A 24,610-nucleotide genomic window follows, 5' to 3' on the forward strand; every position below is an offset into this window, starting at 1 on the left:
GGTGCGCCTGCTTTCCAGAGTTGCCTCACCCGAGCGGTACAGGGTGCCTGAGAGATTCCGGGGAGGGTTGCTCCTTCGGCGCCCTGAGACCCGGGGGCCTCAAGGACTCTCCCGCACGGGGTCGTAAGCCTTGCTGTCCTAGATTACAACCCTCCGCGTTACGCATGAATTTCCCCGGTAACGCGTTATGCCCAGATTGCCCGGTGGGCCGCGTCCGGCGGCCCACGGCAGGAGGGGGTGCGCTAGCCGAGGCGCCGCGCGCGGCGGCGGCGGGCGAGCTCGTCAGCGGGGTGGTCGGCCGGGACGGTGTCCTCGACCGCCGCTCGTTCCCCCGGCAGCTCCGCGAGGGAGCCCTCGACCTCTCGCCAGACCCGGCCGAGCGCGATGCCGAACACGCCCTGACCGCCCTGGAGCAGGTCTATCACCTCGTCGGCCGAGGTGCACTCGTAGACGCTGACGCCGTCGCTCATGAGCGTGATCTGCGCGAGGTCGGCGACCCCGCGGTCACGCAGGTGCTGCACGGCTGTACGGATCTGCTGCAGGGACACCCCGGTGTCGAGGAGCCGCTTGACGACCTTGAGCACCAGGATGTCGCGGAAGCTGTAGAGCCGCTGGGAGCCCGAGCCCTGCGCGGCTCTTATCGTGGGCTCGACGAGACCCGTGCGCGCCCAGTAGTCGAGCTGCCTGTAGGTGATGCCGGCCGCCGCGCAGGCCGTCGGCCCGCGGTATCCGATGTCCGCCGGCAGGGTCGCCGGCTGTTCGTCGAAGAGCAGGCCCTGCTCTCCGGCACGCTGCCGCGCGCTTTCGCGCCGAACCGGATCTTCCTGGCCGGCCGTCTTTCCCTCGCCGCTGCTGACCGCCACGCGGACCTCCGGCTTTCTCTCATCCCGTGGCCTGATCTGGGGGTTCGTAAAGGGCGACCACGGGTTTCACTTGCACCGTAGGACCGTGACCATGCTCAGTCAACGATCCGGCTCGGCGCGTCGTGAAGCGTAAATGCACCGAAATACCTACCCCGCCCTGCCGAAGTCTTCGGGAGTGATCGTGTCAAGGAACTCCCTGAACTTCTCCACCTCGTCTTCCTGGTCGTCCGGGATGATCACCCCGGCCTCCTGGACGACCTCCTCGCTGGCGAAGATGCGCGCTCCGGTGCGCAGGGCGAGCGCGATCGAGTCGGACGGCCGCGCGCTCACCTCCACGCCGTTGGAGAACACCAGGTCGGCGAAGAAGATGCCGTCGCGCAGGGCGACGATGTTGACCGCTCGCAGGCCGACGCCCAGAGCGCTCAGCACGTCTCGGAAGAGGTCGTGGGTGAGCGGCCGCGGTGGTGGCTCCTCCGCCTGGGCCAGGGCGATGGCCGTCGCCTCGGTCATGCCAATCCATATAGGAAGGAACCGCTCCCCGTGTGCCTCCTTGAGCAAGACGATCGGCTGATTTGTGGGCATTTCAACTCGAACGCCCACGACCTCCATCTGCAACACGGGCTGCTCCGTATTCCTGACCGGTCACCCGGCACAGCTATTTGCGGGTCGCTACTGCTGACTGGCTACTGCAATTCAACGTAACACCCGGCGGGCATGGAATGCGCCTCCGCCTCCCAGCTCGCCCGGGTCTCAGCGCCCCAGCACGGACCGGATCCCCGACCGCACAAGGGATGCGTGCAGGTCGAGCAGGAGCGTGGAAAGCTCCCTGGCGACCTCGTCGGCCTCCCCGATGGCGCCGGGGGCCCGCCGTTTGAGTATGGGGGCGACGGTCTGCTCGACGAGCCCGCACTCGCGCTCGGCCGCGGCCTTGACCGCGCGCAGGTGGCGGGCGCGCAGGCCGAAGCGGGCCAGCGCGCCGACGCTGCGGGCCACGTTGAGGGCCTCCTCGTCGTAGCGCCTGGCCACCGGGGCGAGCAGGCCGTAGTCCTCCAGCTCGGTGAGCGTCTCGTCGTCGATCCCGGCCGCCTCGAGCAGCTCGGCCCGGCTGAGCCGGACCTCCTGCTTCTCCTGTACGGCGCGCGGGCGGCCGAAGCTCTCGGCCATCCTGTCCTTGATCACCCGCAGCGGCAGGTAATGGTCGCGCTGCTCGCGCAGGATGAAGCGCAGCTGCTCCACATGCAGGTGGGTGAACTTGCGGTAGCCGGACGGGCTGCGCTCGGGCTCGATCAGCCCCTCACCCTCCAGGAAACGGATCTTGGAGATCGTCACATCGGGGAACTCGCCCTGAAGGAGCGCGAGCACCTCCCCGATGCTCATGTGAGAGCGTGCCGCCTGGGAGGTCATCCGACCTCCCGGGACGGCGCGTCCACGAGTCGCTCGCTCGGCCCGATCATGCGCCGGCGTGAGTCCGCATCAGGAAGACGAGGCGGAACTTGCCGATCTGCACCTCGTCTCCGGAGTGCAGGGGAACCTCCTCGATGCGCTCCCTGTTGACGTAGGTGCCGTTGAGGCTGCCCACGTCGCGCACGGAGAACTGGCCGCCGGGATGGCGGTAGAACTCGACGTGGCGGCGGGAGACCGTGATGTCGTCGAGGAAGATGTCGCTCTCCGGATGGCGACCGGTCGTGGTGAGGTTTTTGTCCAGCCGGAAACGGCTCCCCTGGTTGGGGCCTCTGGTCACCGTGAGCAGCGCCGTGCCGGGCGGCAACTGCTCGACCAGCGCCCGCTCCGCCAGGAGCATGTCGCCTGCCTCAGCCTCGTATGCCTCGATTCCCGCGATGGAGATCGTCGACGTGGTGTCCCCGGAGACCTCGGGTCTGGTCAGCGGTGACCCACAGCGGGAACAGAAACGGGCATCCTCGGGGTTGGCGTGCCCGCACTGCGTGCAGTAGACGCTCGGCATCGATCGGCTCGGCCTCCTACCGCGAAGACGCGGCGACGGTGCTCAAAGACGCGCCTCGCTTCGCTTTTTCAAGTTTGCGAATGCCGCAACATACGCTGATCAGCGGCAAAGGTCAAGGCGGGGCACTGGACTGTGGTTTGGACGCAGACAAAGTTACCGCCGCTTCCGCCCCGTGGTCCATGCCGCCGCGCGTTTCTACATTACGATCTTGCGGCACTGTCTGGGCGCGTCAACCGTCATGGCTTTTTCGTCACTCTCCGCGACCATTGTTCACATGGCGGCCTGCTCCACAATGCGGGCCCACCGTTCGAGCAAGGCCTGGGCGCCGTCCATGTCGCCCGCCTCGGCCCACAGATCGGTCACGGGCTCGGTGGCGGCGGGCAGCACGAGCACCCAGCTCCCGTCGTCGTGGGCCACCCGCACGCCGTCGGTGGTGTCGATGCGCCGGCTCTCGTGCTCGGCCTCCGCCGTCTCGATGACCGAGCGCATGACGGCCCCCTTGGCCGCCCAGGGCGTGGGGATCGTCCGCTTGAGCATCTTGACCTCGGGGATCCTGGCGTCGATCTGGCTGAGCGACAGGCGGGTGCGGGCCACCAGCCCGAGCAGGCGCATGAACGAGGCCAGCCCGTCGATGGCGGGGCTGAACTCCGGCACCACGAAGCCGCCGCGCCCGTCCGCCGCGAAGATCATGTCGGCGCCGGCGGCGGCCGAGGTGAGGGCGTCGAGCGCGGTGGAGGTCCACTGCACCTGCACGCCGTGGAAGCGGCAGACCTGCTCGGCGACCCTGGTCGTGGTGACCGGCAGGGCCACCTGGCCGCCCCTGCGCTCGGCGGCGACGAGGTCGAGCACGACGAGCAGGGAGCGTTCGTCGTTGATGAGCTGGCCCATCTCGTCCACCAGGGCGATGCGCTCGCCGACCGGGTCGAACCGGACCCCGAACGCCGCCCGCGACGAGCTGACCAGCTCCGACAGCCGCTGCAGGTCGCGGCGGCGCTCGGCGAGCGTCTCGGTGGGCGAGACGTCGTCGAGGCGGGCGTTGACGGTGAGCACCTCGACCCCGACGCGGCCGAGCAGCGTGGGCAGCACCAGCGAGGAGGTGCCCCCCGCGCAGTCCACGACCACCTTCATGTCCCTGACGTCGCCCACGTCCACGTGGCGCAGGAGCTCGTGGGTGTAGTCCTCGACGGCCCTGGCCGGATAGGTGAGCTCGGCGATCTCCCCCGGGAACGCGCGCCGGAACTCCTGCCGGGAGAAGACCCGCTCCAGCTTGCGCTGCGCGGCCGGGGGCAGGTCGGCGCCGCGGCCGTCCATGATCACGATGTCCACGCTCTGCGGGTCGCCCGGGGTGGTGCGCAGGGTGATGCCGCCCGCGGCCGACTCGCGGGCCGTGTGGAAGCGCGTGACCGGCAGCGGGGCGGCCTCCAGGTCCAGGACGTTGATCGCGCCCGCGGTGAGCGCGCCGATGACGGCCCGCTTGAGCGCCCTGGCGGCCAGGGAGCAGTCGCGGGAGGTGACGACGTACTCGCCCTTCTTGAGCGTGGTGGCGTACGCGCTGGCCAGCCGGACGCACAGCTCGGCGGTGATCTCCACGTTGACCAGGCCGCTGACCCCTCTGGGGCCGAACAGGTTGCGCTGGCCGCGCGACTCCCAGATGACGCTGGTGTTGACGACCGCGCCGGCCTCGATGGTCTTGAACGGGTAGACCCTGACGCCGCTGGAGACGTACGCCTCGGGCTCGATGACGCACTCGTCGCCGATGACGGCGTTCTCCTCGATGCGGGCGCCGGCCATGATGTCGGTGCTCTTGCCGATGACGCAGCCGCGCAGGTGGGCGCCGGGCCCGAGGTAGACGTTGTCGTGGACGACCGCGCGGTGCAGGAAGGCGCCCTCGCGGACGACGGCGTTGTTGCCGAGCACGGTGTACTCGCGCAGCTCGGCGCCCGCCTCGACCTTGGCGTAGTCGCCGATGAGCAGCGGGCCCTTGAGCACAGCGTCGGGGTCGACCGAGGCCGAGTCGGCGACCCAGACGCCCGGCGAGAGCTCGAACCCCCCGATCTCCAGGTTGACCCGGCCGGACAGGGCGTCGGCCTGGGCCTTGAGGTAGCTGTCGTGGGTGCCGACGTCCTCCCAGTAGCCGTCGGCCACGTAGCCGTAGATGGCGGCGCCGCGGTCGAGGAGCGCGGGGAAGACGTCGGAGGACCAGTCGACGGGTTCGCCGGCGGCGACGGCGTCGAGGACCTCGGGCTCCATGATGTAGATGCCGGTGTTGACGGTGTCGGAGAAGACCTGGCCCCAGGTGGGCTTCTCGAGAAACCGCTGAACGCGCCCCTCGTCGTCCACGATGATGATCCCGAATTCGAGGGGGTTCGGCACTCGCTTGAGACCGATTGTCACAAGTGCCGAATTTTCACGATGAAACCGGATCATGTCGGTTAAATCGATATCTGTTAGGGCGTCGCCGGAGATCACCAGGAAACGGTCGTCGCGGAGCCGGTCCTCGGCGTTCTTGACGCTGCCGGCCGTGCCGAGGGGCAGGTCTTCGGTGGCGTACTGGAGGCTCATGCCCAGCTCGTCGCCGTCGCCGAAGTAGTTGCGCACGAGCGCCGCCAGGAACTGGAGCGTGACCACCGTCTCGGTGATGCCGTGGCGCTTCAGCAGGCGCAGCACGTGCTCCATGATCGGGCGGTTGACCACGGGCAGCAGGGGCTTGGGCTGGTTGGCGGTCATGGGACGCAGCCGAGTTCCCTCTCCGCCTGCCATGACGACCGCCTTCACCCGATCACTCCTTTTTGGCCGCGGCTACGAGTTGCAGCACCTGTACCACATACAACACGCCTGCCCACCAGTACAGGCCCGTTCCCCAAAGCGCGAATGCCCACCCGACAATTCGTGCTATATCGGCATACCACCCCGTATGGGAGGCAAGGAAGAGGAGAGGGAAGGCGTACATAAGGTTGAACATGGCGGCCTTGCCCAGGTAATGCACCTGAAGTGCCTTGTATCCATGTTTGCGAAGTACGGGGATGAAACAGGCGACGAAGAGTTCGCGTCCGAGGATGACCGCGACCAGCCACCACGGGATGACGTCACGTAGCAGCAGGCCGACGATGGTGGCGAAGACGTAGAGCTTGTCGGCCGCGGGGTCGATGATCCGGCCGAGCCTGCTGGTCTGGTTGAAGGCGCGAGCGATCTTTCCGTCGAGCCAGTCCGTGAAACCGGCCACCGCGAGGATCACGATGGCCCATCCGTCCGCCTTGGGCCCGAGAACCAGCCAAAGGAACACGGGGACGCCGAGGAGTCGCAGGAAGCTCAGCAGGTTGGGAACCGTCCAGATCCGGTCCTCGGCGGAAGTTTCGCTCACGAGCAGACCCTACTGCGTGGAACTCTGACGCAGCGGCCCCGCATCGGGCACTCACATTTCCGGCCTTCCCCCCACACCGGAGGGCTCCTCACCCGCGCCCTGACCCACTTGGCGGCGAACCAGCCGATCCCGCCCGAGCCCACGGCACCTGCCCTTCGGGCACGACCAGGCACCCGGGGGCTCGTGCGCCTCCACGGGATACCGGGGCCTCCGCAGGATACGGGCGCCTCCCGGGGCACGGGCGCCTCCCCTGGACGCCTCCCTCCGGTACCGGCGCCTCCTCAGGGATCCGACGCCTCCCCGGAACGAGCACCTCCCGGGAACGAGCACCTCCCCGGGAACGAGCGCCTCTTTGGGGAACGGCGGCTCTCGGGCAACGGCAGGCGCCTTTTCAGCGCGGCGGCGGGCGCCTTCGGAAGCGACGGCCGGGAGCCTCGCACGGCATGCCCGCGCTCACGGGCGGCGGGTCAGGTGCGGAGGAAGGCGTGGGTGCGGCCCAGCTCCTCGAAGCCGAGCTTGGCGTAGAAGTCCTTCGGCCAGTCGGCCGCGTCGGCCACCAGGAAGATCAGCTCGGCCTGCGCCGCCTGCGCGAGCAGCGCGGTCATGAGGGCACGCGCGTGCCCCTTGCCCCGATGGTCCGCGCCGGTGAAGACGCTCTCGATCTGGGCGACGCCCCCGTGCTCGTACAGGTCGGCCCTGGCGGCGATCTCCCCGTCCGGGGCGCGTACCCCCCAGAAGCTCACCGCGTCGGCGCCGCGCAGCCGGCCCTCCACGCGCCGGGCGAGCCCGTCGATCACCTCGTCCGGCGCCTGCGGCAGCGTGTGGCGCCAGTCGCGCCGCAGCACCGGCAGCAGCTCGGCCAGGGAGAGCCGCTCAGCCGCCGCGGAGCCGGACGGGCTCGTGCCGCGGAAGGCCATGATCAGATTCGTCTCGTGCTCGTAGCCGGCGGCCAGGAACGCGGGCGCGAGCGCCGTACCGAGCCGGTCGTCGTCCACGCACACCAGCCGGTGCTCGCGCTGCGCGAGCACCTCGTCGGCCGCCCGCAGCAGCCGCTCCGCCGCGTCCCGCGCCTCCTGCGGCCCCTCCGGGACCGGCCCGGGGCCGACGATGAGCTTGTTGTCGTCGTGCGAGCCGGGATAGCGGTCGTCGAGCACCGCGAACCCGCCCGGGACGGCCGCCTCCCGCGGCGCCCTGCGGCGGGCGAAAGAGTGCAGGAAGCCCACCGCGCGGGCCAGGTCCGGGACGAGCTCAGCCGGCAGGCCGCACGGCCTCGATGAACGCCCGGATGAGCGCCGAGTCCTTCACCCCGGGCGAGGTCTCCAGGCCGCTGGACACGTCGACGCCCCACGGGGCGGCCGCGGCGATCGCCTCGCTCACGTTGGACGGGGTGAGCCCGCCGGCCAGCAGCCACTGGCCCGACGCGCGGCCGCGGACGGCCGCCCAGTCCCACGCCTGCCCGGAGCCGGCGTGCGGCGCGTCCACGAGGAGCAGGTCCTCGTCGTAGGCCCCGCAGCGCAGGTCGGCCTCCGCGTCGACGGCCCTGATCAGCTTGAGGCCGAGGTCCTTGAGCGCGGTGAAGTCGCCGTGCGGGTGCCTGCCGTGCAGCTGGATGGCCCGCACGCCGGACGCCAGCGCCGCCGCGCGCACCGTGTCAGGGTCCTCGCCGCGGAACACCCCGACGGTCAGCACATGGCCGGGCACCAGCGCGGCCAGCTCCGCGGCCCGCTCGGGCTCGATCCTGCGCGGGCTCCGGGTCATCACGAACCCGATCGCGTCCGCGCCCGCCTCCACGGCGGTGGTCACATGCTCGGGCTCGCTCAGTCCGCAGATCTTCACATACACCACACCCCCGACCCTAGCGGCGTCGGGGGCCACCGGTGACCATGCCGGGCCGGTCCGCCCGGAGGATGATCGGCCGTCCCCCGTCCGGCGGACGAGCGAGGCGGGGCAGGGGCAGGCGGGGCAGGGACGGGGACAGGGGCAGGCTCAGGGGCGGGGTCAGGGGCGCGGCAGGCGTACCGGGCGGGGTCAGGGGCGCGGCAGGCGTACCGGGCGGAAGGAGGCGTCCACGAGGCCGGTGCGGTGAGCCACGACGGCGGCCTGGATGCGGTTGCGCAGCCCCAGCTTCTCCATGGCCGCCGCGATGTGGGTCTTGACCGTCGTCACCCCCACGTGCAGCTCCTCCGCGATCTCCGCGTTGGACAGCCCGGTCCCGACCAGGGCGAGCACCTCCAGCTCGCGTTCGGTCAGCCCGGCGGGCGGGGGCGCGGCGGCCTGCTCCTCGGCGTCCAGGAACCGCTCCACGACCCGCCGCAGCACCGACGGCGCCAGGAGCTGCTCCCCCGCCGCCGCCCGGCGCACCGCGTCCACCATGCGCTCCGGTTCGTCGTCCTTGACCAGGAATCCGACCGCGCCGGCCCGCAGCGCCGCGTACACGTTGGCGTCGTCGGCGAACGTCGTCAGCACCACGATCCGGGCGCCCGGCCGGGCCGCGAGCACGCGCCTGATCGCCTCCAGCCCGTCGACCCTGGGCATGCGCAGGTCCATGAGGATCACGTCGGGCAGGTGGCGCTCGGCCAGGCGGACCGCCTCGGCCCCGTCCACGGCCTCCCCCACCACCTCCATGTCGCCCGTGGCCTGCAGCAGCATCCGCACGCCCGCGCGTACGAGCGCCTGGTCGTCGGCCACCAGCACGCGGATCATGCGACGCTCCTGGCCGGGAGGCTGGCGGCCAGGAGCCAGCCGCCCTCGCCGTCGGGCCCGGCGGTGAGGGTGCCGCCCAGGGTGCGGACGCGTTCGCGCATGCCGGCCAGGCCGCGCCCGGACGAGGGCAGGCGTTCGACGACGGTGGGCGGGCGGCCGTTGCTGATCCGCACGGACAGCCCCTCCGCCGAGGGGGTGACGCTGACCCGGACCTGGGTGCCGGGGCCGGCGTGTTTGAGCACGTTCGTGAGTCCTTCCTGGACGATGCGGGCGGCGGAGGCCCGGGCGATGAGGGGCGCCTGGTCGGTGGCGGGGTCGAGTTCGAGGTCGACGACGAGCCCGGCGGCGGCCATGCGTTCGGCGGACTCGCGGACCACGTCGGCGGGGTTGGCCAGCAGGTCGGGCTGGCGTTCGGGGTCGCGCAGCAGGTCGAGCAGGTCGCGCAGGTCCTGCAGCACCTGGTGCCCCGTCTCGCGGATGTCGGTGAGCGCGTCGGCGACGGGGCCGTCGGGGGCGGTGTAGCGGGCGGCGCTGGCCCGCAGGACCATGGCGCCCACGTGGTGGGCCACGATGTCGTGCACGTCGCGGGCGATGCGTTCGCGCTCGGCGAGCTGGTCGGCGCGCACCTGGGCGACGGCCGCGCGGGCCGCCTCCTCGGCGCGCAGCCGCTCGGCGGCCGCGGCGGCCTGCCGCATGCCGAGGTAGCGGCCGATGGCGATCGGCGTGGCCACCAGCGTCATGAGGATGCCGACGCGGAACGGCGTGGTCTGGGTCTCCTCGCCGACGACGGCGATCGCGGTCAGCATGCAGCCGGCGGCGTAGGCGACGATCGTCCATGCCCAGGAGGTCACCCGCATGGCGAACACGCCGATCGCGATGAGCGTGAGGATCACGCAGGTGTTGACGACCTGGTTCAGGTAGGTGTCGGCGGAGACGAGCAGCGCGCCCTGCAGCAGGAACACCACCCCGGGCAGCCGCCGGGCGATGCCCAGCGACAGGCCGCCGACCACGGCGAGCAGGCCGACCACCCAGACGGGCTGGGTGCCCGCGTGCCAGGAGGTCCAGGTGCTGAGCACGGTGATCGCCACCCCGCCGGCCGCCAGCAGCGCGTCGGGCGTGACGTCCCGCTCCTCCAGCGGCCCCGCCGAGCCACGCAGGTACGCCCCGAGCACGGCCGGGAAGACCGCCAGGAAGACCGAGTACACCCAGGTGTTCATGACGACCGGGATGCCGGGGTCGACGATGTTCCAGGCGGTCGCGACCATCGCGGCGGCCACGGCGAGCACGGTGGCCCGCCAGCCGGAGCGGTAGCCCACGACTCCGAGCGCCACGCAGACCAGGATCTGCGCCGTGTTGGACGTGAACGACTCGAGCTGGTCGGTCACCACCAGCAGTCCGGCCAGGTAGAGCGCGACGGGCACCGGCCGGCGCCGGACGAGCCCCATGGGCAGGCCCACCAGCAGCGCCATCGGGATGTTCATCGCGGCGGACAGGTATTTGGTGTCGCCCGCGTGCGCCGTCGTCAACAGGTCCAGACCCACACCTGAGACCGCAAGCAGGACATCCAGCGGCAAACCACGCCAACGCATGGACACACGGTAGCCGTGGAGCTTGCCGGCCGGGGTCCTCCTCACGGAGGACCCCGCCTCCTCCAAGTGGCCGGAGGTCCGTCCGGAGGGCGGAGCGTCCACCCGCGATCTTGCCTTAGGTTCGGGGCATGCCCAATGACACCGCACTTTTTCTCGGCCAGTTTCTCCGGGCGCCGGCCACGATCGGGGCGGTCGCGCCCAGTTCGCGGCGGCTGGCCTCGGCTGTCTGCGCCCCGATCCCTGAGCGCGGCGAACCGACCGTGGTCGAGCTGGGCCCGGGCACGGGCCCGTTCACGGCGGAGATCCAGCAGCGGCTCGGCGGGCGTGGCCACCACCTGGCCGTGGAGGTCAACGAGCCCATGGCGCGGCTCCTGCAGTCCCGGTTCCCGGCCGTGGACGTGGTGAACGCCGATGCGGCGCGGCTGGGCGAGTTGCTGGCCGAGCGCGGGTTGCAGCAGGCGGACGTGGTGGTGAGCGGGTTGCCGTGGGCGGCGTTCCCGCAGGAGTTGCAGCATTCGCTGCTGAGCGCGGTGACGTCGGTGATGAGCCCTGGTGCGGCGTTCACGACGTTCTCCTACATTCACGCCATCCCGCTGAGCCCGGCCCGGCGCTTCCGGGCGCTGCTGGCCGAGCGGTTCGAGGAGGTCGTGCCGGGGCGTACGGTGTGGCGCAACACCCCGCCCGCCTTCGTGTTCAACGCACGCAGGCCGCGCCCATAACAGGGCCCGTAAAAGTTCTGGCAAAGAATTCGGCGGAGGCGGCCGTGGTGCGCGCAGGCCGGGGTGAGTCTCTGCCTCGTCCCCGGAGCAACGTTCTCGGCCTCGGTGAACAAGCCCTCGACATCCGCGCGGCTACCAGGCCGCCCCGTCCAGCACCCGCTACCCGGGCGCGGGGGAAGCACACCCCGGGTCAGCCGAACGACGGCGGCCGCTTCTCCCGCACCGCGCGCACGCCCTCGACCACGTCGGGGCCGGTGAATCCGAGGAACTCCATGGCCAGTGAGGCGTCGAACGACGGCCCGGCCAGGCGCAGCCAGTTGTTGAGCGAGTATTTGGTCAGCCTGATCGCCTCCTGAGCGCCGGAGGCGAGCCTGACCGCGATCTCCATGGCCTTGTCGTGCACCTGGTCGTCGTCCACGCACAGGCTGACCAGCCCCATCCGCTCGGCCTGCTCGCCCGTGACGGGCTCGCACAGCAGCAGGTGGTATTTCGCCTTGGCCAGCCCGCACAGCAGCGGCCACACGATCGCCGCGTGATCGCCGGCGGCGACGCCGAGCCTGGTGTGCCCGTCGATGATCCGCGCCGTGCGGCCCACGACGGAGATGTCGGCCAGCAGGGCCACGGCGAGCCCCGCGCCGACCGCCGGCCCCTGGATCGCCGAGACGATCGGCTTGGAGCAGTTGAGCACGTTGTAGACGATGTCGCGGGCCTCGGCGAACACGCGCAGCCTGGTCGCGTGGTCGCGGGTCATGTCCTCGATCATGGACAGGTCGCCGCCCGCGGAGAACGCCCCGCCCTCTCCCCTGACGACGACGGCCCTGACGCTGTCGTCCCGGTCGGCGTCGCGCCAGATCTCGCCCAGCTCGCGGTGGGCGGTCGCGTCCACGGCGTTGAGCCGGCCCGGCTCGCTGATCGTGACCCGCAGGACGCCGTCGGCCGGGGTGTCGAGCTTGAGCTTGTCGTAGGTCACCACGATCCCCGCAGCCGCTCCGCGACGTACTCGCGGGCCTCGACGGCCTGGTCGAACAGGCCCGGCAGGCCGAAGAAGCCGTGCACCGCGCCGTCCCACCTGCGGCTTTCCGCCGGCACGCCCGACTCGGCCAGGCGGCGGGCGTAGTGCTCGCCCTCGTCTCTCAGCACGTCGTACTCGGCCGTCACCACGGTCGCGGGCGCGAGGCCCGCGACGTCGGGCAGGCGCAGCGGGGACAGCCGCGGGTCGGCGGGATCGGCGTCACCGGCGTACTGCCGGGCGTACCACGCCAGCTCGGCGGCGTCGAGCGCGTAGCCCTTGGCGTACTCGCCGTGGCTGGGCATGTCCATGGCCAGGTCGAGGACCGGGCAGACGAGCGCCTGGTGCGTGAGGCCCAGCCCGGCGTCGCGGGCCTGCCAGGCGGCGACGGCGGCCAGGTTGCCGCCCGCGCCCTCGCCGACGACCGCGACGCCGCCGTTGCCCTGGTAGAAGGCCGGCCGGGCGAACAGGTCGCGCACGACGGTCCAGGCGTCGTCGGCGGCGGCCGGGAAGGGGTGCTCGGGGGCGAGCCGGTAGTCCACGGACACCACTACCGCGCCCGTGCGGATCGCCAGGTCGCGGCAGAGCCGGTCGCTCCGCTTGACGCCGCCGTAGACCCACCCGCCGCCGTGGAAGAAGACCGCGACGGGCAGCGCGCCGTCGCCGGGGTCGGCGCGGTAGATCCTGATCGGCACGCCTTCGGCCTGCTCGTCACGGACGAAGGGGAGCTTGGTGAGCGGGCCGCGGTGGATCGCCACCCGGTCGGGCTGCGCGCGCGTCTCCTGGATCTCTGCCAGGCCGAACGCGTCGAAGTCGGTGCCCGCGTCCGGCACGTAACGGGCGAGATAGTCCCGCGCCTGAGGGTGCAGCGGCATGATCGCAGCCTATCGGGCCGCCTCGATGAACGCATCGAAGATCCGCGCATCTCCGTCACGCTCCGGATGCCATTGGACACCCACGCCGAACCTGTGCCCCTGCAACTCGATCCCCTCGACGATCTGGTCCTCGGCCCAGGCCACGGCCAGCAGGCCCGTGCCGAGGCGGCGTACGGACTGGTGGTGAGGGGCGCTGACCTCGATCCGGTCGCCCACGGCCTTGCCGAGCTTGCTGGAGACGCTGACCTGGATCGTGTGGGTCGCGCCCGGCTCGCCATGGCGGTCGTTGTCGAGCACCTCCGGCAGCCAGGGGATCAGCGTGCCGCCCTGGGCGACGTTGAGCACGTGCATGCCCCTGGCGATGCCCAGGATCGGCAGGTCGGCGCGGACGGCGGCCCTGGCCAGCGCCAGCTCGAACCGGTCGCGGTGCTGCTGCGGCTCGGCCACCCGCTCGTCGGGCTCGCCGCCGTAGTTGCCCGCGCCGACCTCCACGCCGCCGGCCAGGACGATGCCCTGCAGGCCGCTGATGTAGTCCTCGATGGCGGGGGTGCCGATCGGCGGGAGCACCACGGGAGCGCCCCCGGCCCGCCCGACCGCCCTGGCGTAGGAGGGAGGCGACACTACGGCCTCGCGTACGTAGTCGCTCCAGCGGGCGGCTTCGAAGTAGGCGGTGATACCGATCAGCGGTCGGGACATGCGATCTCCAGGGGGCAAGGTGGAGTCGGTGCCGCCATCAGCCTGTCAAGATGACGGCCGCACGCCCCATCATGGCGCAAGGTCTTTCCGATATGTCAGGTCTCCCAAAGATCTACCACTTCTGTCCCCACCCCGCCGCCCCACCCCTCCCCCACCCCAGCCCACCACAGCACCGCAGGCGGCACGGCACGCGGCATGGCACGGCGCACCGCACGGCACGGAGGGAGCGGCACGACGCCCGGGACGGGGCACAGGACGGGGCACGGCACGGGGCATGGGACGGGCCGGGGCACGGGACGGGACGGAGGGAGCGGCACGGCACCGCAGGTGACAGCGCGGCAGGGAGCGACGCGGCAGAGCACAGCAGGCGACGGCGCGGCACGATGCGGCGCGGGGAGGGCGGGCAGGGCGAGGCAGTGCGGGGCATGGCGGAATGGGATCGGGGCACGGCGGGGTGCGGGCGCCCCGATCCCCAGAGCGGCCCGCCTAGGCGGAGGCAGGCCTGGGCGCTGAGAGGCGGGGACGGCGCGTCTGGGGCGGGGTGGGGTGGGTAGTCAGGCGAGGGTGGGGGTGACGTAGATTTCGGCGCCCGGGGGGAGGGCGTAGTCGAGGTCGCCGAGCCCGTGGGCGTTCTCGCCGCACACGATCATGTTGATGTGCCGGCGGATCCGGCCGTACTCGTCGCGGAGCCGCTCCTCCAGCAGCGGGTGCGTACGCCGGAGCATGTCGAGCGCCGCCCCCAGGGTGGGCGGTGAGTCGCGGTCGGAGGCCACGGCGAAGACCTTGACCTCCGAGCGCCCGCTCACCCATCGCCGCAGCATGCCCGGGAGCACGAAGACCACCATCGTGACCATCGGCTAGAGCACCGCCGCGCGCACGGTGAGCACGTCGGGCAGGTGGCGGACGACCGGTGACCAGGTCTCGCCGCCGTCGCGCGAGCCGTGGACCTCGCCGTCTCGGGTGCCGAAGAACACCCCCGCCTCCGAGGCCGTCATCGCGTCACGCAGCACGGCCGCGTGCACGGGGCCCTCGGGCAGGCCCGAGGCGAAGGGCTGCCACGTCGCGCCCGCGTCGTCGCTGCGGAAGACGCGGTAGCGGTGGCCGACCGGGGTGCGGTCGATGTCGGCCGTCAGGGGCAGGACGAAGACCGTGTCGGGCCGCGACGGGTGCACCGCGATCGGGAAGCCGAAGTCGGACGGCAGGGCGGCGCCGATGTCGTGCCAGGCCTCGCCGAAGTCGTCGCTGCGGTAGACGCCGAAGTGGTGCTGGAGGTAGAGCCGCTCGGGCCGGGAGGGGTGCATGGCGACCTTGTGCACGCACTGCCCGAACTCCGGATATTGCGCCCCCTCGGGCAGGAAGGCGGCCCGGATGTTGCGGTTGGCGGCCTCCCACGACAGCCCGCCGTCGAAGGAGCGGTAGAAGCCGCCGGTGGAGATCGCGACGCCGATGATCTGCGGGTCGGTCGGGTGCGGGACGATGGTGTGCAGGCACAGGCCGCCGCCTCCCGGCTGCCACTGCGGCCGGTGCGGGTGCTCCCACAGGCCCTCGACCAGCTGGTATGTGACGCCGCCGTCCTCCGAGCGGAACAGCGCGCCCGGCTCGACCCCGGCCCACACCACGCCGGGCTCGGACGGCGAGGGCGCGAGCTGCCACACCCTGGTCAGGGTCGCCTCGGTCTTCTCCGGGAAGGCGATGGGCGGCTGCTCCGCCTCCTTCCACGTCTTCCCGAGGTCATCCGAATACATCACGGACGGACCGAAATGACCATATTCGATCCCGGCCAGGAGCCGGGGCGAGGGGGCTCGCGTGTCGATCGCCACCGAGTGCACGGCGACCGTCGAGAACTGGATCGGCTCGACGTCGAACGAACCGCCGCCGGCGGAGCGGGCGAGGAAGAGGCCCTTGCGGGTGCCGATCGCGAGCAGTGTGTCACTCATGGCGTGCTCCCTTGTTGGTCTGCCGCCATCGTGCCACGTGGGACCGACAGTCTCAGAGGACTGGGAGTTTTCCACCCGCGAAGCGGCATTACCTGGCGGGTAATCGTGACGCTTCCCTCCAGCGGCTACTGTGCCGGGCATGGGAGCAGTAGCCGTAAATGAAGAGACATTTGGTGAGTTGTTGCGTTCGTGGCGGCAGCGTCGGCGGGTGAGCCAGCTGGATCTTGCCATCGAGGCCGACGTTTCGGCCCGCCACATCAGTTTTCTGGAGACCGGCCGCGCCCGGCCGAGCCGCGAGATGGTGATGAAGCTGGCCGAGGAGCTGGATGTGCCGCTGCGGCAGCGCAACAGGCTGCTGATGTCCGCCGGGTTCGCTCCGGTCTATCCGGAACGCGAGGTCCGTGCCCCGGAGATGGAGGTCGTACGGCAGGCGCTGGACAAGATCCTGGCCGGGCACGAGCCGTACCCGGCGGTCGTGGTGGACGCGGCGTGGAACCTGGTTGCGGCCAACTCGGCGGCCGCGATGTTCATGGACGGGGTGCCCGCCGAACTGCTGAAGGAGCCGATCAACGTGATGCGGCTCTCGCTGCACCCCGACGCGATGGGCGGCCGGCTGCTGAACCTGGCCGAGGTCCGGGCGCACCTTCTCTACCAGCTGCGCCGGCAGGCCGAGGGGTCGGGTGACGCGCGGCTGGCCGCGCTGCACGATGAGCTGGCCGCGTACGAGTATCCGGGAGTGGACCTGAATGTGGCGCACGTGCCGGGGCCCGCCGACATCCTGGTGCCGCTGCGGATCGCGGCCGGTGACCGGGTGCTGTCGATGTTCACGACGATCGCGACGTTCGGGACGCCGGTGGACGTGACGCTCTCCGAGCTGGCCATCGAGACGTTCTGGCCGAACGACGAGGAGACCGCCGCCGCGTTCCACCAGGGCCTGGGAGGTTAGCGAGCGGGCCGGGCACCTCCTCCAGGGCCTGCCGGGTCGGCGGGCGGGCCAGGCGCGTTCTCCAGGGCCTGCCGGGTCGGCGGGCGGGCCAGGCGCGTTCTCCGAACGCCTGCGGGCCGGCCGGGCATCTCCTCCCCGGGTCTGCGAGCGGTCGGCACGTTCGCCAAGGCCTGTGAGCGCGCCGGGCGCCTCCTCCGGGGCCTGTGAGCGGGCCAGGACCTCCTTCAGGGTCTCCGGGGTCAGCGGGCGGGGGCGGGTGGGCCCGGCAGTTCCTCGCCGGCGGCGATGGGCGCCTCGATGGCGAGCGTGGGGCGGCCTCCGCCGGTGATCGGCAGCCCGCCTGTGACGGTGTAGGTCCGCATGTCGAACGCCCCGTCCGCCGGCGCCGCCGCGGCGGTGAAGGCCACGTAGGCATTGCCGCCGGGGAGGACCGAGGTGGAGATGTCGTCGCCCGCCATGCGGCCCTGCGCGGAGTCGGCGAGCCAGCCGAGCTCCATCGGCCCGTGCAGCTCGACGGGGGCCGACCAGCTCGCGCCGCCGTTGGCGGAGGAGGTGTAGCCGACCGTGAGGCGGCAGGTGGCGGCCGTGCAGGCGGCGGACGGGTAACGGTAGTAGGCGAGCGCCAGCCTGGCCGTCTCGCCCGCGGCGGCGGGGTCGACGCCGAGGCCTGGGATGAAGTGGTCGCCGCCGTCGTCCGTGACGCGCAGGATGTGGCTCCACTGCGCGCCGGTGGCCGAGGTGCTCATGACGATGTCGTTGCCGCCGCAGCTGAGCTGGAAGCGGCAGTCGGACCAGGCGACGTACACGGTGCCGGCGGCGTCCACCTCCGCCGAGGGCAGCGGCGCGGCCCGCAGCCCGCCCGCGACCCTGTGCCGCTGCACGGTGGCGACGAGCACGCTGCGGCCCCAGCTCTCGCCGCCGTCACGGGAGCGCAGGGAGCGGATCTGACCCTCGTCGCTCAGGTACGGCACGACGAGGGCGCCGTTCGGCCGCACGACCGGCTGCCCACCCAGCCCGGTCGCGGACGTGCCGGTCTCGGCCCAGGTCAGGCCGCCGTCGGAGGAGCGGGCCACCTTGATCGCGTTGCCCGCGGCGGCGTCGTCGTAGACCGCGTAGCAGCGGCCGTAGTACGGGCTGCGGGCGCCGTTGTCGCAGACGACCCAGCTCTTGTCCAGGTCGCCCCCGTTCGCGACAGCGGTCGTGACGGGATCGCCCCAGGTCAGGCCTCCGTCGGCGGAGCGGTTGGTGAGCACCGCCGCCCCGGTGACCCCGTTCTGGTCGGTGAGCGCCAGCGAGGAGATCAGCCAGACTCCGTGCCGGGCGTCGTAGGCCACCGACGGGTCGCTGACCCGCCGATGGAGCCCGCCGCCGGACGTGGTGATCCCCGGCAGCACGCCCCTGGTCCACGTGGCGCCGTTGTCGGCCGAGGTCGCGTACGCGATGCCGGACGCCCCGCCGTCGAAGAACCTGCCGACCTGCTGGGCGGCCACGATCGTCGTGCCCGCCTGGAAGGTGTCGGGCCCAGCCTGAGTGCCAGCCTGAGTGCCCGCCTGAGTGCCCGCCTGAGTGCCCGCCTGGAACGCGTCAGGCCCCGCCTGGGTGTCGCCCTGGCCTGCCGCGCCGGGCTGACCTGCGGTGCCGCCCTGGCCCGCCGTACCGCTTTGGCCTGCCGTGCCCTCCTGCGTGCCGGTCCCCAGCTCCGTCAGCGGGACCGCCTCCGACGATGCCAGGGCGGGCAGCGGGGTAAGGACGAGCACCAGGGTCAGCAGCCCGCCGATTCCTCGGCGCCCGGCGGGGGATGGCACAGTCCACCTCCACGTTGGCGTGTCATCCTCCACCTCGCACCTTTCAACCCGAAGTGTCAAGATCTGTCAGCGTTCGGCTTGGACGATGTCCCGGTGAATGCGTGACAGGGGCACTCCGTCGATCTGAAGGCGGCGTACGGTCTCGTTGACCATGCCGGGCGGGCCGCACACGTACACGTCGTGCTCGGCCCAGGAGTGGAAGCGCTGCGTGACCTCGGGCAGATGGCCGCGCATCCCGTCGAACCCCGGCTGGTCGGACACCACGGGCAGCACCCGCAGCCAGGGGAACGACGACTCCATCCTGATCAGGTCGGGCAGGTCGTAGAGCTCCTCGACCGTGCGCGCGCCGTACAGCAGGTGGATGTTGGGCCGGCGGCCCGAGGCGATGATGTGCTCGATGATCGCCTTCAGCGGGGCCAGGCCGGTGCCGCCCGCCACGCACAGCACGTCCCGCATGCTGCTCTCGCACGGCGCCATCGTGCCCATCGGCGGGCCCAGCAGGAGCGTGTCGCCGATGCGGGTGTGCCTGATGAGCGTGGTGGACACCCAGCCGCCGGGGACCGAGCGGACGTGCAGCCTGAGCGTGTTGTCGGCGCGCGGCGCGTTCGCGATGGAGAACGTGCGCCAGACGCGCGGCCAGCGCGCGGTCTGCACGTTGAGGTACTGGCCCGGCGTGTACGGCAGCCGCTCGGCCGGCCGCAGCGTGAGGACCGCGATGTCACGGTGGCGCAGCTCGTGGTCGATCACCTCGGCCGGCCACCAGGCGGGCGAGACCCCGGAGTCGGACTCGGCCGACTCGATCATGAGACTGGCGGCCGCGGTGTAGGCGGCGACCCAGGCGGCCTCGATCTCGTGGTTCCAGATCTCGGCGGCGAAGCGGCGGATGGTGGCGAGCAGGGCGTTGCCGACGGCCGTGTAGTGGTCGGCGATCACCCCGTACTTGCGGTGGTCCCTTCCCAACTGGCCCAGGTACGTCGCGAGGCTGTCCGGGCTGTCCAGGCTCCACACGATGCGGGTCAACGCGCTGAACAGGCGGTCCCGCTGGACGTCCATCGCGGGCGGGAACATGCCCCGCAGATGCGGGCTCTCGGCGAACAGCCGGCCGTAGAAGTAGGCCGTCGCCTTGTCGGCCACCGGTTCGATGACGGAGAAACTCTCTTTTACCAGGCGCGGATTCAACGACATTTACCCACCCCACCTATAGACCGGAATCGGGTTCCGGTCGTGTCGTTCACCTCCCTGACGGCTCCGGGTCTTGAGCGCCGGCCCCTCCCCGGTACAACCGATGCGCTCAAAATTGAGTCTTACACCACTGATGACGCGTCACAACCGTTTCTCCTCAATACGCCGCGAAGCACACCATCTGTAGTTACCTCGTCATGCTTCGCATTCGAATTTCGGACGGAAAATGCGAAGGAAAATCGTATTTGCCGGTCGAGTCGGCGTTTGGAGTCATTCCCGTCCCGGCACGAGGGGCGTACCATCCGGCCATGGCAGTCCTCCATCCCAGGCGAGTGGCCTGGGAAGGTGCGCGGACCTTCGTCTCCGCCGCCAATACGGACGCCTACTGGTGGCTCAGCGACGCGGTCGGCCACTACCTGGGGATCATGTACCAGCTGCAGCTGTGCGAGACGCGGCTGCGGCTGCAGGCGGAGGAGGAGGCGGACGCGATCTACGCGGAGGCGGGCGTGTGGCGGGCCCGGCTGGACGAACTCCTCGACACCCACCCCGCGACCGCGTCGATCCTCACCCAGATGATCAGCGAGACCACGGCCCGCCTGCCCTGAGGCGGGGTCACGTCCCGCCCGCCGTGAGGCGGGGTCAGGGGCAGACCCGCCCGTTGGCCTCGAACGCCGCATGGGTCAGAGGCATGAGCTCCGCCCACAAAGCCTCCATCTTCTCGGCGACCATCTCGATCTCACGCTGCGGGAACGACGGGAACGTGGAGTCCTCGCGCTTGACCCGCAGCGACAGGAAGTTCATCAGGGCACGGGCGTTGCAGGTGGCGTACATCGAGGAGTAGAGGCCCACCGGCAGCACCGTACGGGCCACCTCGCGCGCCACCCCCGCCTCGAGCATTTCCAGATAGGCCCGGTAGGACTGCCGGTAGCTTTCCCGGGTCGCCTCGCTCACCAGCTTGTGCTGCTCGGCGGTGCCGTCCAGGAACACGTACTTGCCGGGCTTTCCTTCCTGCACCAGCTTCCGGTCGGGCCCGGGCACATAGAAAACCGGCGTCAGCTTCCGATACCTGCCGGACTCCTCGTTATAGGAAAAGGTCCGGTGCCTCATGAATTCCCGGAAAACAAAGATCGGCGCGCTGACGTAGAAGGTCATGGAAGAGTGCTCGAACGGCGTGCCGTGCCTGTCGCGCATCAGGAAGTTGATGAGGCCCTTGGAGCGCTGGGGATCGGCCTCGATCTCCTCCAGAGAGCTCTCACCCTTCGTGGAGACGCGTGCGGCCCACAGCACGTCGGCGTCCGACGCGGCGGCCTTCACCAGCTCCACGTCCACGTCGCTGCGGAACGTGATCTCGGCCTCGGGTTCGACAGTGCCCACAGAAGAGCCCCCTGCTCAGGTCGGGTGTTGTGACGGCCCCCAGCAAACCAGGTCGGACCTGCGCGGCGCGAGTCGGCCCCCCGGGGACTCACAGGCGGTAGACGCGACGGGCGTTCCCCGAGCCGATCATGTGGGCGATCCGGGCGGCGTCCGCGGCGCTCCACTCCCCCGCCGCCAGCCGCGACCCCAGCGCCGCGCCGAGCGCCTGCCGGTAGTAGAGCGCGCCCAGGTAGCAGGTCTCGGCCACGCCGTGGCAGCCGGAGCTGAACAGCAGCTTGTGGAACGGCGCCAGCTCCAGCAGCTCCTCCACGACCCTGGCCGAAGCGGCGGCGGTGTGCGGGAGCGCGAGGCCGACGTCCACGTAGACGTGCGGGTGGACGCCGGCGAGGTAGGCGGCCTGGCGGTGGTAGGGGTAGCAGTGCAGCAGGATGAGCGGAACGCCGACCGGCTGCAGCATCCTGGCGAACGCGCCCAGCCGGCCCGGGTCGGTGCGGTGCAGGTCGGGCCCCGAGCCGCCGAAGCCGGTGTGGAACTGCACGGGCAGCCCCCGTTCCCTGGCCACGTCGATCGCGCTCCAGAGCAGGTGGCGCAGCAGGACCTCGTCCGTCAGCGGCTGCTTCGGGTCCGACAGCCGCCGGTTGGCCGCCGCGATCACCGCTCCCCTGGTGGGCCTGGCCGGGTCGAAGTCGAGGCCGTACAGCGACGCGATGACGGTCTTCAGCCCGACCGCCCTGGCGGCCCTGGCGGTCAGCTCCTCGCCGACGCCGTCCAGGTAGTCCACGGCCAGGGGCGCGTCCTCGGCCACGTCCCGCTCGATCTGCTCGATCCGTACGAGCTCGTCGGCGGCGGCCCCGCCGTGGCGGCCCATCTCGGTGGCCGTCAGCAGGTCGACGTCCCCTGCGCCGATCTCCCTCGGGCCGATCTCCGCGGGAGCGGTGTCCACCAGGAACGCCACCACCCCGGCCCCTGCCAGCAGGCGCCGGTTGACCTCGGCCGCGCCCAGCTCCTCCCGGCGCGAGACGTAGACGGCCGGCGGGGCGTGCGGCTCCAGGTCGAGCAGCGGCGCGCACCAGCGGCGCACGGCCACCCCGAGCGGGGCGTCGAAGTGGGTGGTGCCGGGCGGCGCCGGGCTGCCGCCCTCGTTGATGAGCAGCTCGAACTCGGCTCTGCTCAGGTCGTCCCGGCGCACCCCGTGACAGTGGTGGTCGACGAGCGGGGCCAGCAGCGCGTCACGCACCGTGCCGGGCAGGTCTACGGGGAGCATGCGGAGACTCTAGGGGAGCTCCGCACGCTCCCGCGGCGGTTTTACCGTAGTTATCTGCGGACCCGGCGCAGCGCGTCAGTTATCTGCGGGCCAGGCGCAGCACGTTCGCGATGATCTTCGCGCCCGCGCCGCCCTCCTGCGTGAGGATCGACTCGGGGTGGAACTGCACGGCGAACCGCCGCCGCTCGACGTCCTCGATCGCCATGACGTTGCCGTCGGGCGTGAGCGCGGTCGCGGCGAAGCCGACGACGCCGGGCTGCTTGGCGTGCAGCGAGTGGTAGCGGGCCGCGGTGAACTCGTCGGGCAGCCCCTCCAGCAGCGCGCTGTCGGCGATCCGGGAGACCTGGCCGCGCTTGCCGTGCTCGGGGTAGCCGAGCAGCTCCAGCGTGCCCCCGGCCTGCTCGACCATGGCCTGCAGGCCCAGGCAGACGCCGAAGACCGGCAGGTCGCGGGCGTAGATCTGGTCGATCAGGGCCGACATCCCGAAGTCGGACGGCCAGCCGGGCCCCGGCGAGAGCACCACCAGGTCGGGCGCGATGTCGTCGATCATGTGGGCCGGGAAGCCGTGGCGCAGCGTCACCACGTCGGCGCCTTCCTGGCGGAAGTAGTCGGCCAGCGTGTTGACGAAGGAGTCCTCGTGGTCGACGAGCAGCACCTTCATGCCCTGGCCCGGCTGCGGCCTGGGCTCGGGGACCGGGACGGTGCCCGGCCGGTTGACCGCGGCCAGGGCGCCTAGCAGAGCGCTGGCCTTGAGCTCGGTCTCGCGCTCCTCCGACTCGGGGTCGGAGTCGAACAGCAGCGTCGCCCCGGCCCTGACCGTCGCCACGCCGTTCTTGATCTGGGCGGTACGCAGGGTCAGGCCGGTGTTCATGGAGCCGTCGAAGCCGATGAAGCCGATGGCGCCGCCGTACCACCTGCGGGTCGTGGCCTCGTGGTCCTCGATGAACTGCATGGCCCACGTCTTGGGCGCGCCGGTGACCGTCACCGCCCACATGTGCGTGAGGAACGCGTCGAGCGCGTCGAACTCCGGCCGCAGCCGCCCCTCGATGTGGTCGACCGTGTGGATCAGGCGGGAGTAGAGCTCGATCTGGCGGCGCCCGATGACCTTGACCGTGCCGGGCACGCAGATGCGCGACTTGTCGTTGCGGTCGACGTCGGTGCACATGGTCAGCTCCGACTCCTCCTTGACGCTGGACAGGAGGGTGCGGATGGCCTCGGCGTCCTCGACCGGGTTGCTGCCGCGGGCGATGGTGCCGGAGATGGGGCAGGTCTCGACGCGGTCGCCGCTGACCCGGACGTACATCTCGGGCGAGGCGCCGACCAGGTGCTCGCCCTCGCCGAGGCTGATGATGAACTCGTACGGCGCCGGGTTGCTCTGCCGCAGGCTGCGGTAGAAGCCTGACGGGTCGGCGCAGACGGAGTGGAAGACCTGTCCGGGCACGACCTCGAACAGGTCGCCGCGCTTGAACTTCTCCTTCGCGGCGGCCACGACCTTGGCGTAGGTGCCCTTCGCCGGGTTCTCGGGCACTTCGGCGGGGGTGACGGGCTCGGCGGTGGCGCCGGTGCGCTCCAGGCCGCGCGTGGTGGCGCCGTCGACGGTGAACTCGTAGCGGAACTCGACGCTGGACTCGCGCTGCCGGTCGATCACGATGATGCGGTCGGGCAGGTGGAGAACGAGGTCTCGCTGGTCGTCGGGGCGGACGAGCTCCTGCCTGATGGGCTCGAACTGGAAGGCCAGGTCGTAGCCGAAGGCGCCGTACAGGCCGAGGTGCGGGTCGTCGCCCTTGAAGGCGGCGATGACCTCGCGGATCGCGGTGAACACGGTCGGCCGGCGGCTGCGCAGTTCCTCCGGCAGCAGATCCTCCGACTCGGGGACGTACACCTCGACGTGGTCCGGCGTCGGCTCGGCGACCGGTTTGCCGGCGGCCAGCAGGCAGGAGGCGACGGCGGGCAGCACGACCCTGCCGCGCTCGTTCAGCGCGGTCGCCGAGATGACGCGGCCCTTGGCGACCAGCTCCAGGCACGGGTCGACGTAGCCGAAGGCCCATCGGCTGTAACGGCCCGGGTAGTCCATGCCCGAGGAGAACGCGCCGCCGCGCCTGTGCCCGAGCGCGGTCACGATCTCTTCGAGTGCGGCCTCGTCGACCTCGCGCGCCTCGCGCTCGACACCGATGCCCCCGGCGGTGGTATATCCGCTCGTCTCCACTCCATGCCCCTTTACCACGTCAAATGATCGAGCCCCGGGGGCGGACACGAGAAAGGCCGCCATCCGGGGCGGCCGTCCGTTGAGGAATGCGAAACACGCGCCGCCTAGGAGCGGCGCC

General features: G+C 71.3%; 23 protein-coding genes and 1 riboswitch. Of the genes, 3 read left to right on the forward strand and 20 right to left on the reverse strand.

Going from position 1 to position 24,610, the window contains the following annotated elements:
• Positions 1 to 24 precede the first annotated feature (24 nt).
• Positions 25 to 124: riboswitch (glycine riboswitch) on the reverse strand.
• Positions 125 to 242: 118 nt separating this feature from the next.
• The 10 genes from ACFKCF_RS43875 to ACFKCF_RS43920 form a co-directional block, all read right to left on the reverse strand.
• Positions 243 to 863, reverse strand: coding sequence for a MerR family transcriptional regulator (locus ACFKCF_RS43875; RefSeq protein ID WP_394501297.1), 621 nt, complete (start codon positions 861 to 863; stop codon positions 243 to 245).
• Between the two features lie 147 nt (positions 864 to 1,010).
• Positions 1,011 to 1,481, reverse strand: a complete 471-nt coding sequence (locus tag ACFKCF_RS43880; RefSeq protein WP_090771501.1) for a bifunctional nuclease family protein — start codon at positions 1,479 to 1,481, stop codon at positions 1,011 to 1,013.
• Positions 1,482 to 1,613: 132 nt separating this feature from the next.
• Positions 1,614 to 2,240, reverse strand: coding sequence for a MerR family transcriptional regulator (locus ACFKCF_RS43885; protein ID WP_394501298.1), 627 nt, complete (start codon positions 2,238 to 2,240; stop codon positions 1,614 to 1,616).
• 73 nt (positions 2,241 to 2,313) lie between these two features.
• On the reverse strand, positions 2,314 to 2,826 hold the full coding sequence (locus ACFKCF_RS43890; RefSeq protein ID WP_185074355.1) for an FHA domain-containing protein: 513 nt from the start codon (positions 2,824 to 2,826) through the stop codon (positions 2,314 to 2,316).
• Positions 2,827 to 3,096: 270 nt separating this feature from the next.
• A complete protein-coding gene (locus ACFKCF_RS43895) occupies positions 3,097 to 5,601 on the reverse strand; it encodes a sugar phosphate nucleotidyltransferase (protein ID WP_394501299.1) in 2,505 nt (834 codons plus the stop codon).
• 4 nt (positions 5,602 to 5,605) lie between these two features.
• Positions 5,606 to 6,187: a CDP-alcohol phosphatidyltransferase family protein gene (locus tag ACFKCF_RS43900; RefSeq protein ID WP_394501300.1), complete on the reverse strand. Its 582-nt coding sequence runs from the start codon at positions 6,185 to 6,187 to the stop codon at positions 5,606 to 5,608.
• A gap of 467 nt (positions 6,188 to 6,654) precedes the next feature.
• A complete protein-coding gene (locus tag ACFKCF_RS43905) occupies positions 6,655 to 7,410 on the reverse strand; it encodes a GNAT family N-acetyltransferase (RefSeq protein ID WP_394501301.1) in 756 nt (251 codons plus the stop codon).
• A gap of 25 nt (positions 7,411 to 7,435) precedes the next feature.
• Positions 7,436 to 8,032, reverse strand: a complete 597-nt coding sequence (locus tag ACFKCF_RS43910) for a phosphoribosylanthranilate isomerase (RefSeq protein WP_394501302.1) — start codon at positions 8,030 to 8,032, stop codon at positions 7,436 to 7,438.
• 183 nt (positions 8,033 to 8,215) lie between these two features.
• Positions 8,216 to 8,890 carry a response regulator gene (locus ACFKCF_RS43915; protein ID WP_394501303.1) on the reverse strand — a complete coding sequence of 225 codons (675 nt, stop codon included), beginning with the start codon at positions 8,888 to 8,890 and terminating at the stop codon, positions 8,216 to 8,218.
• Positions 8,887 to 10,431 carry a sensor histidine kinase gene (locus ACFKCF_RS43920; RefSeq protein WP_394501304.1) on the reverse strand — a complete coding sequence of 515 codons (1,545 nt, stop codon included), beginning with the start codon at positions 10,429 to 10,431 and terminating at the stop codon, positions 8,887 to 8,889. Before ACFKCF_RS43920 ends, ACFKCF_RS43915 begins: the two co-directional genes overlap by 4 nt.
• A 176-nt stretch (positions 10,432 to 10,607) precedes the next feature.
• On the opposite strand from ACFKCF_RS43920, the gene ACFKCF_RS43925 reads away from it, so the two are divergent.
• A complete protein-coding gene (locus tag ACFKCF_RS43925; protein WP_394501305.1) occupies positions 10,608 to 11,198 on the forward strand; it encodes a class I SAM-dependent methyltransferase in 591 nt (196 codons plus the stop codon).
• A gap of 190 nt (positions 11,199 to 11,388) precedes the next feature.
• Here ACFKCF_RS43925 and ACFKCF_RS43930 read toward each other — a convergent pair whose 3' ends face one another.
• From ACFKCF_RS43930 to ACFKCF_RS43950, 5 genes are all read right to left on the reverse strand, one after another.
• A complete protein-coding gene (locus ACFKCF_RS43930; RefSeq protein WP_394501306.1) occupies positions 11,389 to 12,168 on the reverse strand; it encodes an enoyl-CoA hydratase/isomerase family protein in 780 nt (259 codons plus the stop codon).
• Positions 12,165 to 13,082, reverse strand: coding sequence for an alpha/beta hydrolase (locus ACFKCF_RS43935; RefSeq protein ID WP_394501307.1), 918 nt, complete (start codon positions 13,080 to 13,082; stop codon positions 12,165 to 12,167). The genes ACFKCF_RS43930 and ACFKCF_RS43935 overlap by 4 nt, the downstream gene beginning before the upstream one ends.
• 9 nt (positions 13,083 to 13,091) lie before the next feature.
• Positions 13,092 to 13,778: a gamma-glutamyl-gamma-aminobutyrate hydrolase family protein gene (locus ACFKCF_RS43940; protein WP_394501308.1), complete on the reverse strand. Its 687-nt coding sequence runs from the start codon at positions 13,776 to 13,778 to the stop codon at positions 13,092 to 13,094.
• A 554-nt stretch (positions 13,779 to 14,332) separates the two neighbouring features.
• Positions 14,333 to 14,632, reverse strand: a complete 300-nt coding sequence (locus tag ACFKCF_RS43945; protein ID WP_394501309.1) for a hypothetical protein — start codon at positions 14,630 to 14,632, stop codon at positions 14,333 to 14,335.
• A 3-nt stretch (positions 14,633 to 14,635) separates the two neighbouring features.
• Positions 14,636 to 15,715, reverse strand: coding sequence for a WD40/YVTN/BNR-like repeat-containing protein (locus tag ACFKCF_RS43950; RefSeq protein ID WP_394501310.1), 1,080 nt, complete (start codon positions 15,713 to 15,715; stop codon positions 14,636 to 14,638).
• Between the two features lie 139 nt (positions 15,716 to 15,854).
• Between ACFKCF_RS43950 and ACFKCF_RS43955 the strand changes: the two genes are divergently transcribed.
• Positions 15,855 to 16,661, forward strand: a complete 807-nt coding sequence (locus ACFKCF_RS43955) for a helix-turn-helix domain-containing protein (RefSeq protein ID WP_394501311.1) — start codon at positions 15,855 to 15,857, stop codon at positions 16,659 to 16,661.
• A 239-nt stretch (positions 16,662 to 16,900) separates the two neighbouring features.
• On the opposite strand, the gene ACFKCF_RS43960 is transcribed toward ACFKCF_RS43955, so the two are convergent.
• Positions 16,901 to 18,466 carry a sialidase family protein gene (locus ACFKCF_RS43960; RefSeq protein WP_394501312.1) on the reverse strand — a complete coding sequence of 522 codons (1,566 nt, stop codon included), beginning with the start codon at positions 18,464 to 18,466 and terminating at the stop codon, positions 16,901 to 16,903.
• 66 nt (positions 18,467 to 18,532) lie between these two features.
• The gene (locus ACFKCF_RS43965) at positions 18,533 to 19,651 is read right to left on the reverse strand and encodes a globin domain-containing protein (protein ID WP_394501313.1); all 1,119 of its coding nucleotides are present in this window, start codon (positions 19,649 to 19,651) and stop codon (positions 18,533 to 18,535) included.
• 305 nt (positions 19,652 to 19,956) lie between these two features.
• Between ACFKCF_RS43965 and ACFKCF_RS43970 the strand changes: the two genes are divergently transcribed.
• On the forward strand, positions 19,957 to 20,253 hold the full coding sequence (locus ACFKCF_RS43970; RefSeq protein ID WP_394501314.1) for a hypothetical protein: 297 nt from the start codon (positions 19,957 to 19,959) through the stop codon (positions 20,251 to 20,253).
• A gap of 34 nt (positions 20,254 to 20,287) precedes the next feature.
• On the opposite strand, the gene thyX is transcribed toward ACFKCF_RS43970, so the two are convergent.
• The 3 genes from thyX to ACFKCF_RS43985 form a co-directional block, all read right to left on the reverse strand.
• Complete coding sequence (gene thyX, locus ACFKCF_RS43975) at positions 20,288 to 21,022, reverse strand: FAD-dependent thymidylate synthase (RefSeq protein WP_394501315.1); 735 nt, start codon at positions 21,020 to 21,022, stop codon at positions 20,288 to 20,290.
• Between the two features lie 88 nt (positions 21,023 to 21,110).
• Positions 21,111 to 22,286: an amidohydrolase family protein gene (locus tag ACFKCF_RS43980; protein WP_394501316.1), complete on the reverse strand. Its 1,176-nt coding sequence runs from the start codon at positions 22,284 to 22,286 to the stop codon at positions 21,111 to 21,113.
• A 79-nt stretch (positions 22,287 to 22,365) separates the two neighbouring features.
• Positions 22,366 to 24,492, reverse strand: coding sequence for an anthranilate synthase component I (locus ACFKCF_RS43985; protein ID WP_394501317.1), 2,127 nt, complete (start codon positions 24,490 to 24,492; stop codon positions 22,366 to 22,368).
• Positions 24,493 to 24,610: the final 118 nt, after the last annotated feature.

The sequence above is a fragment of the Nonomuraea sp. JJY05 genome (assembly GCF_043496855.1).
Taxonomy (GTDB): domain Bacteria; phylum Actinomycetota; class Actinomycetes; order Streptosporangiales; family Streptosporangiaceae; genus Nonomuraea.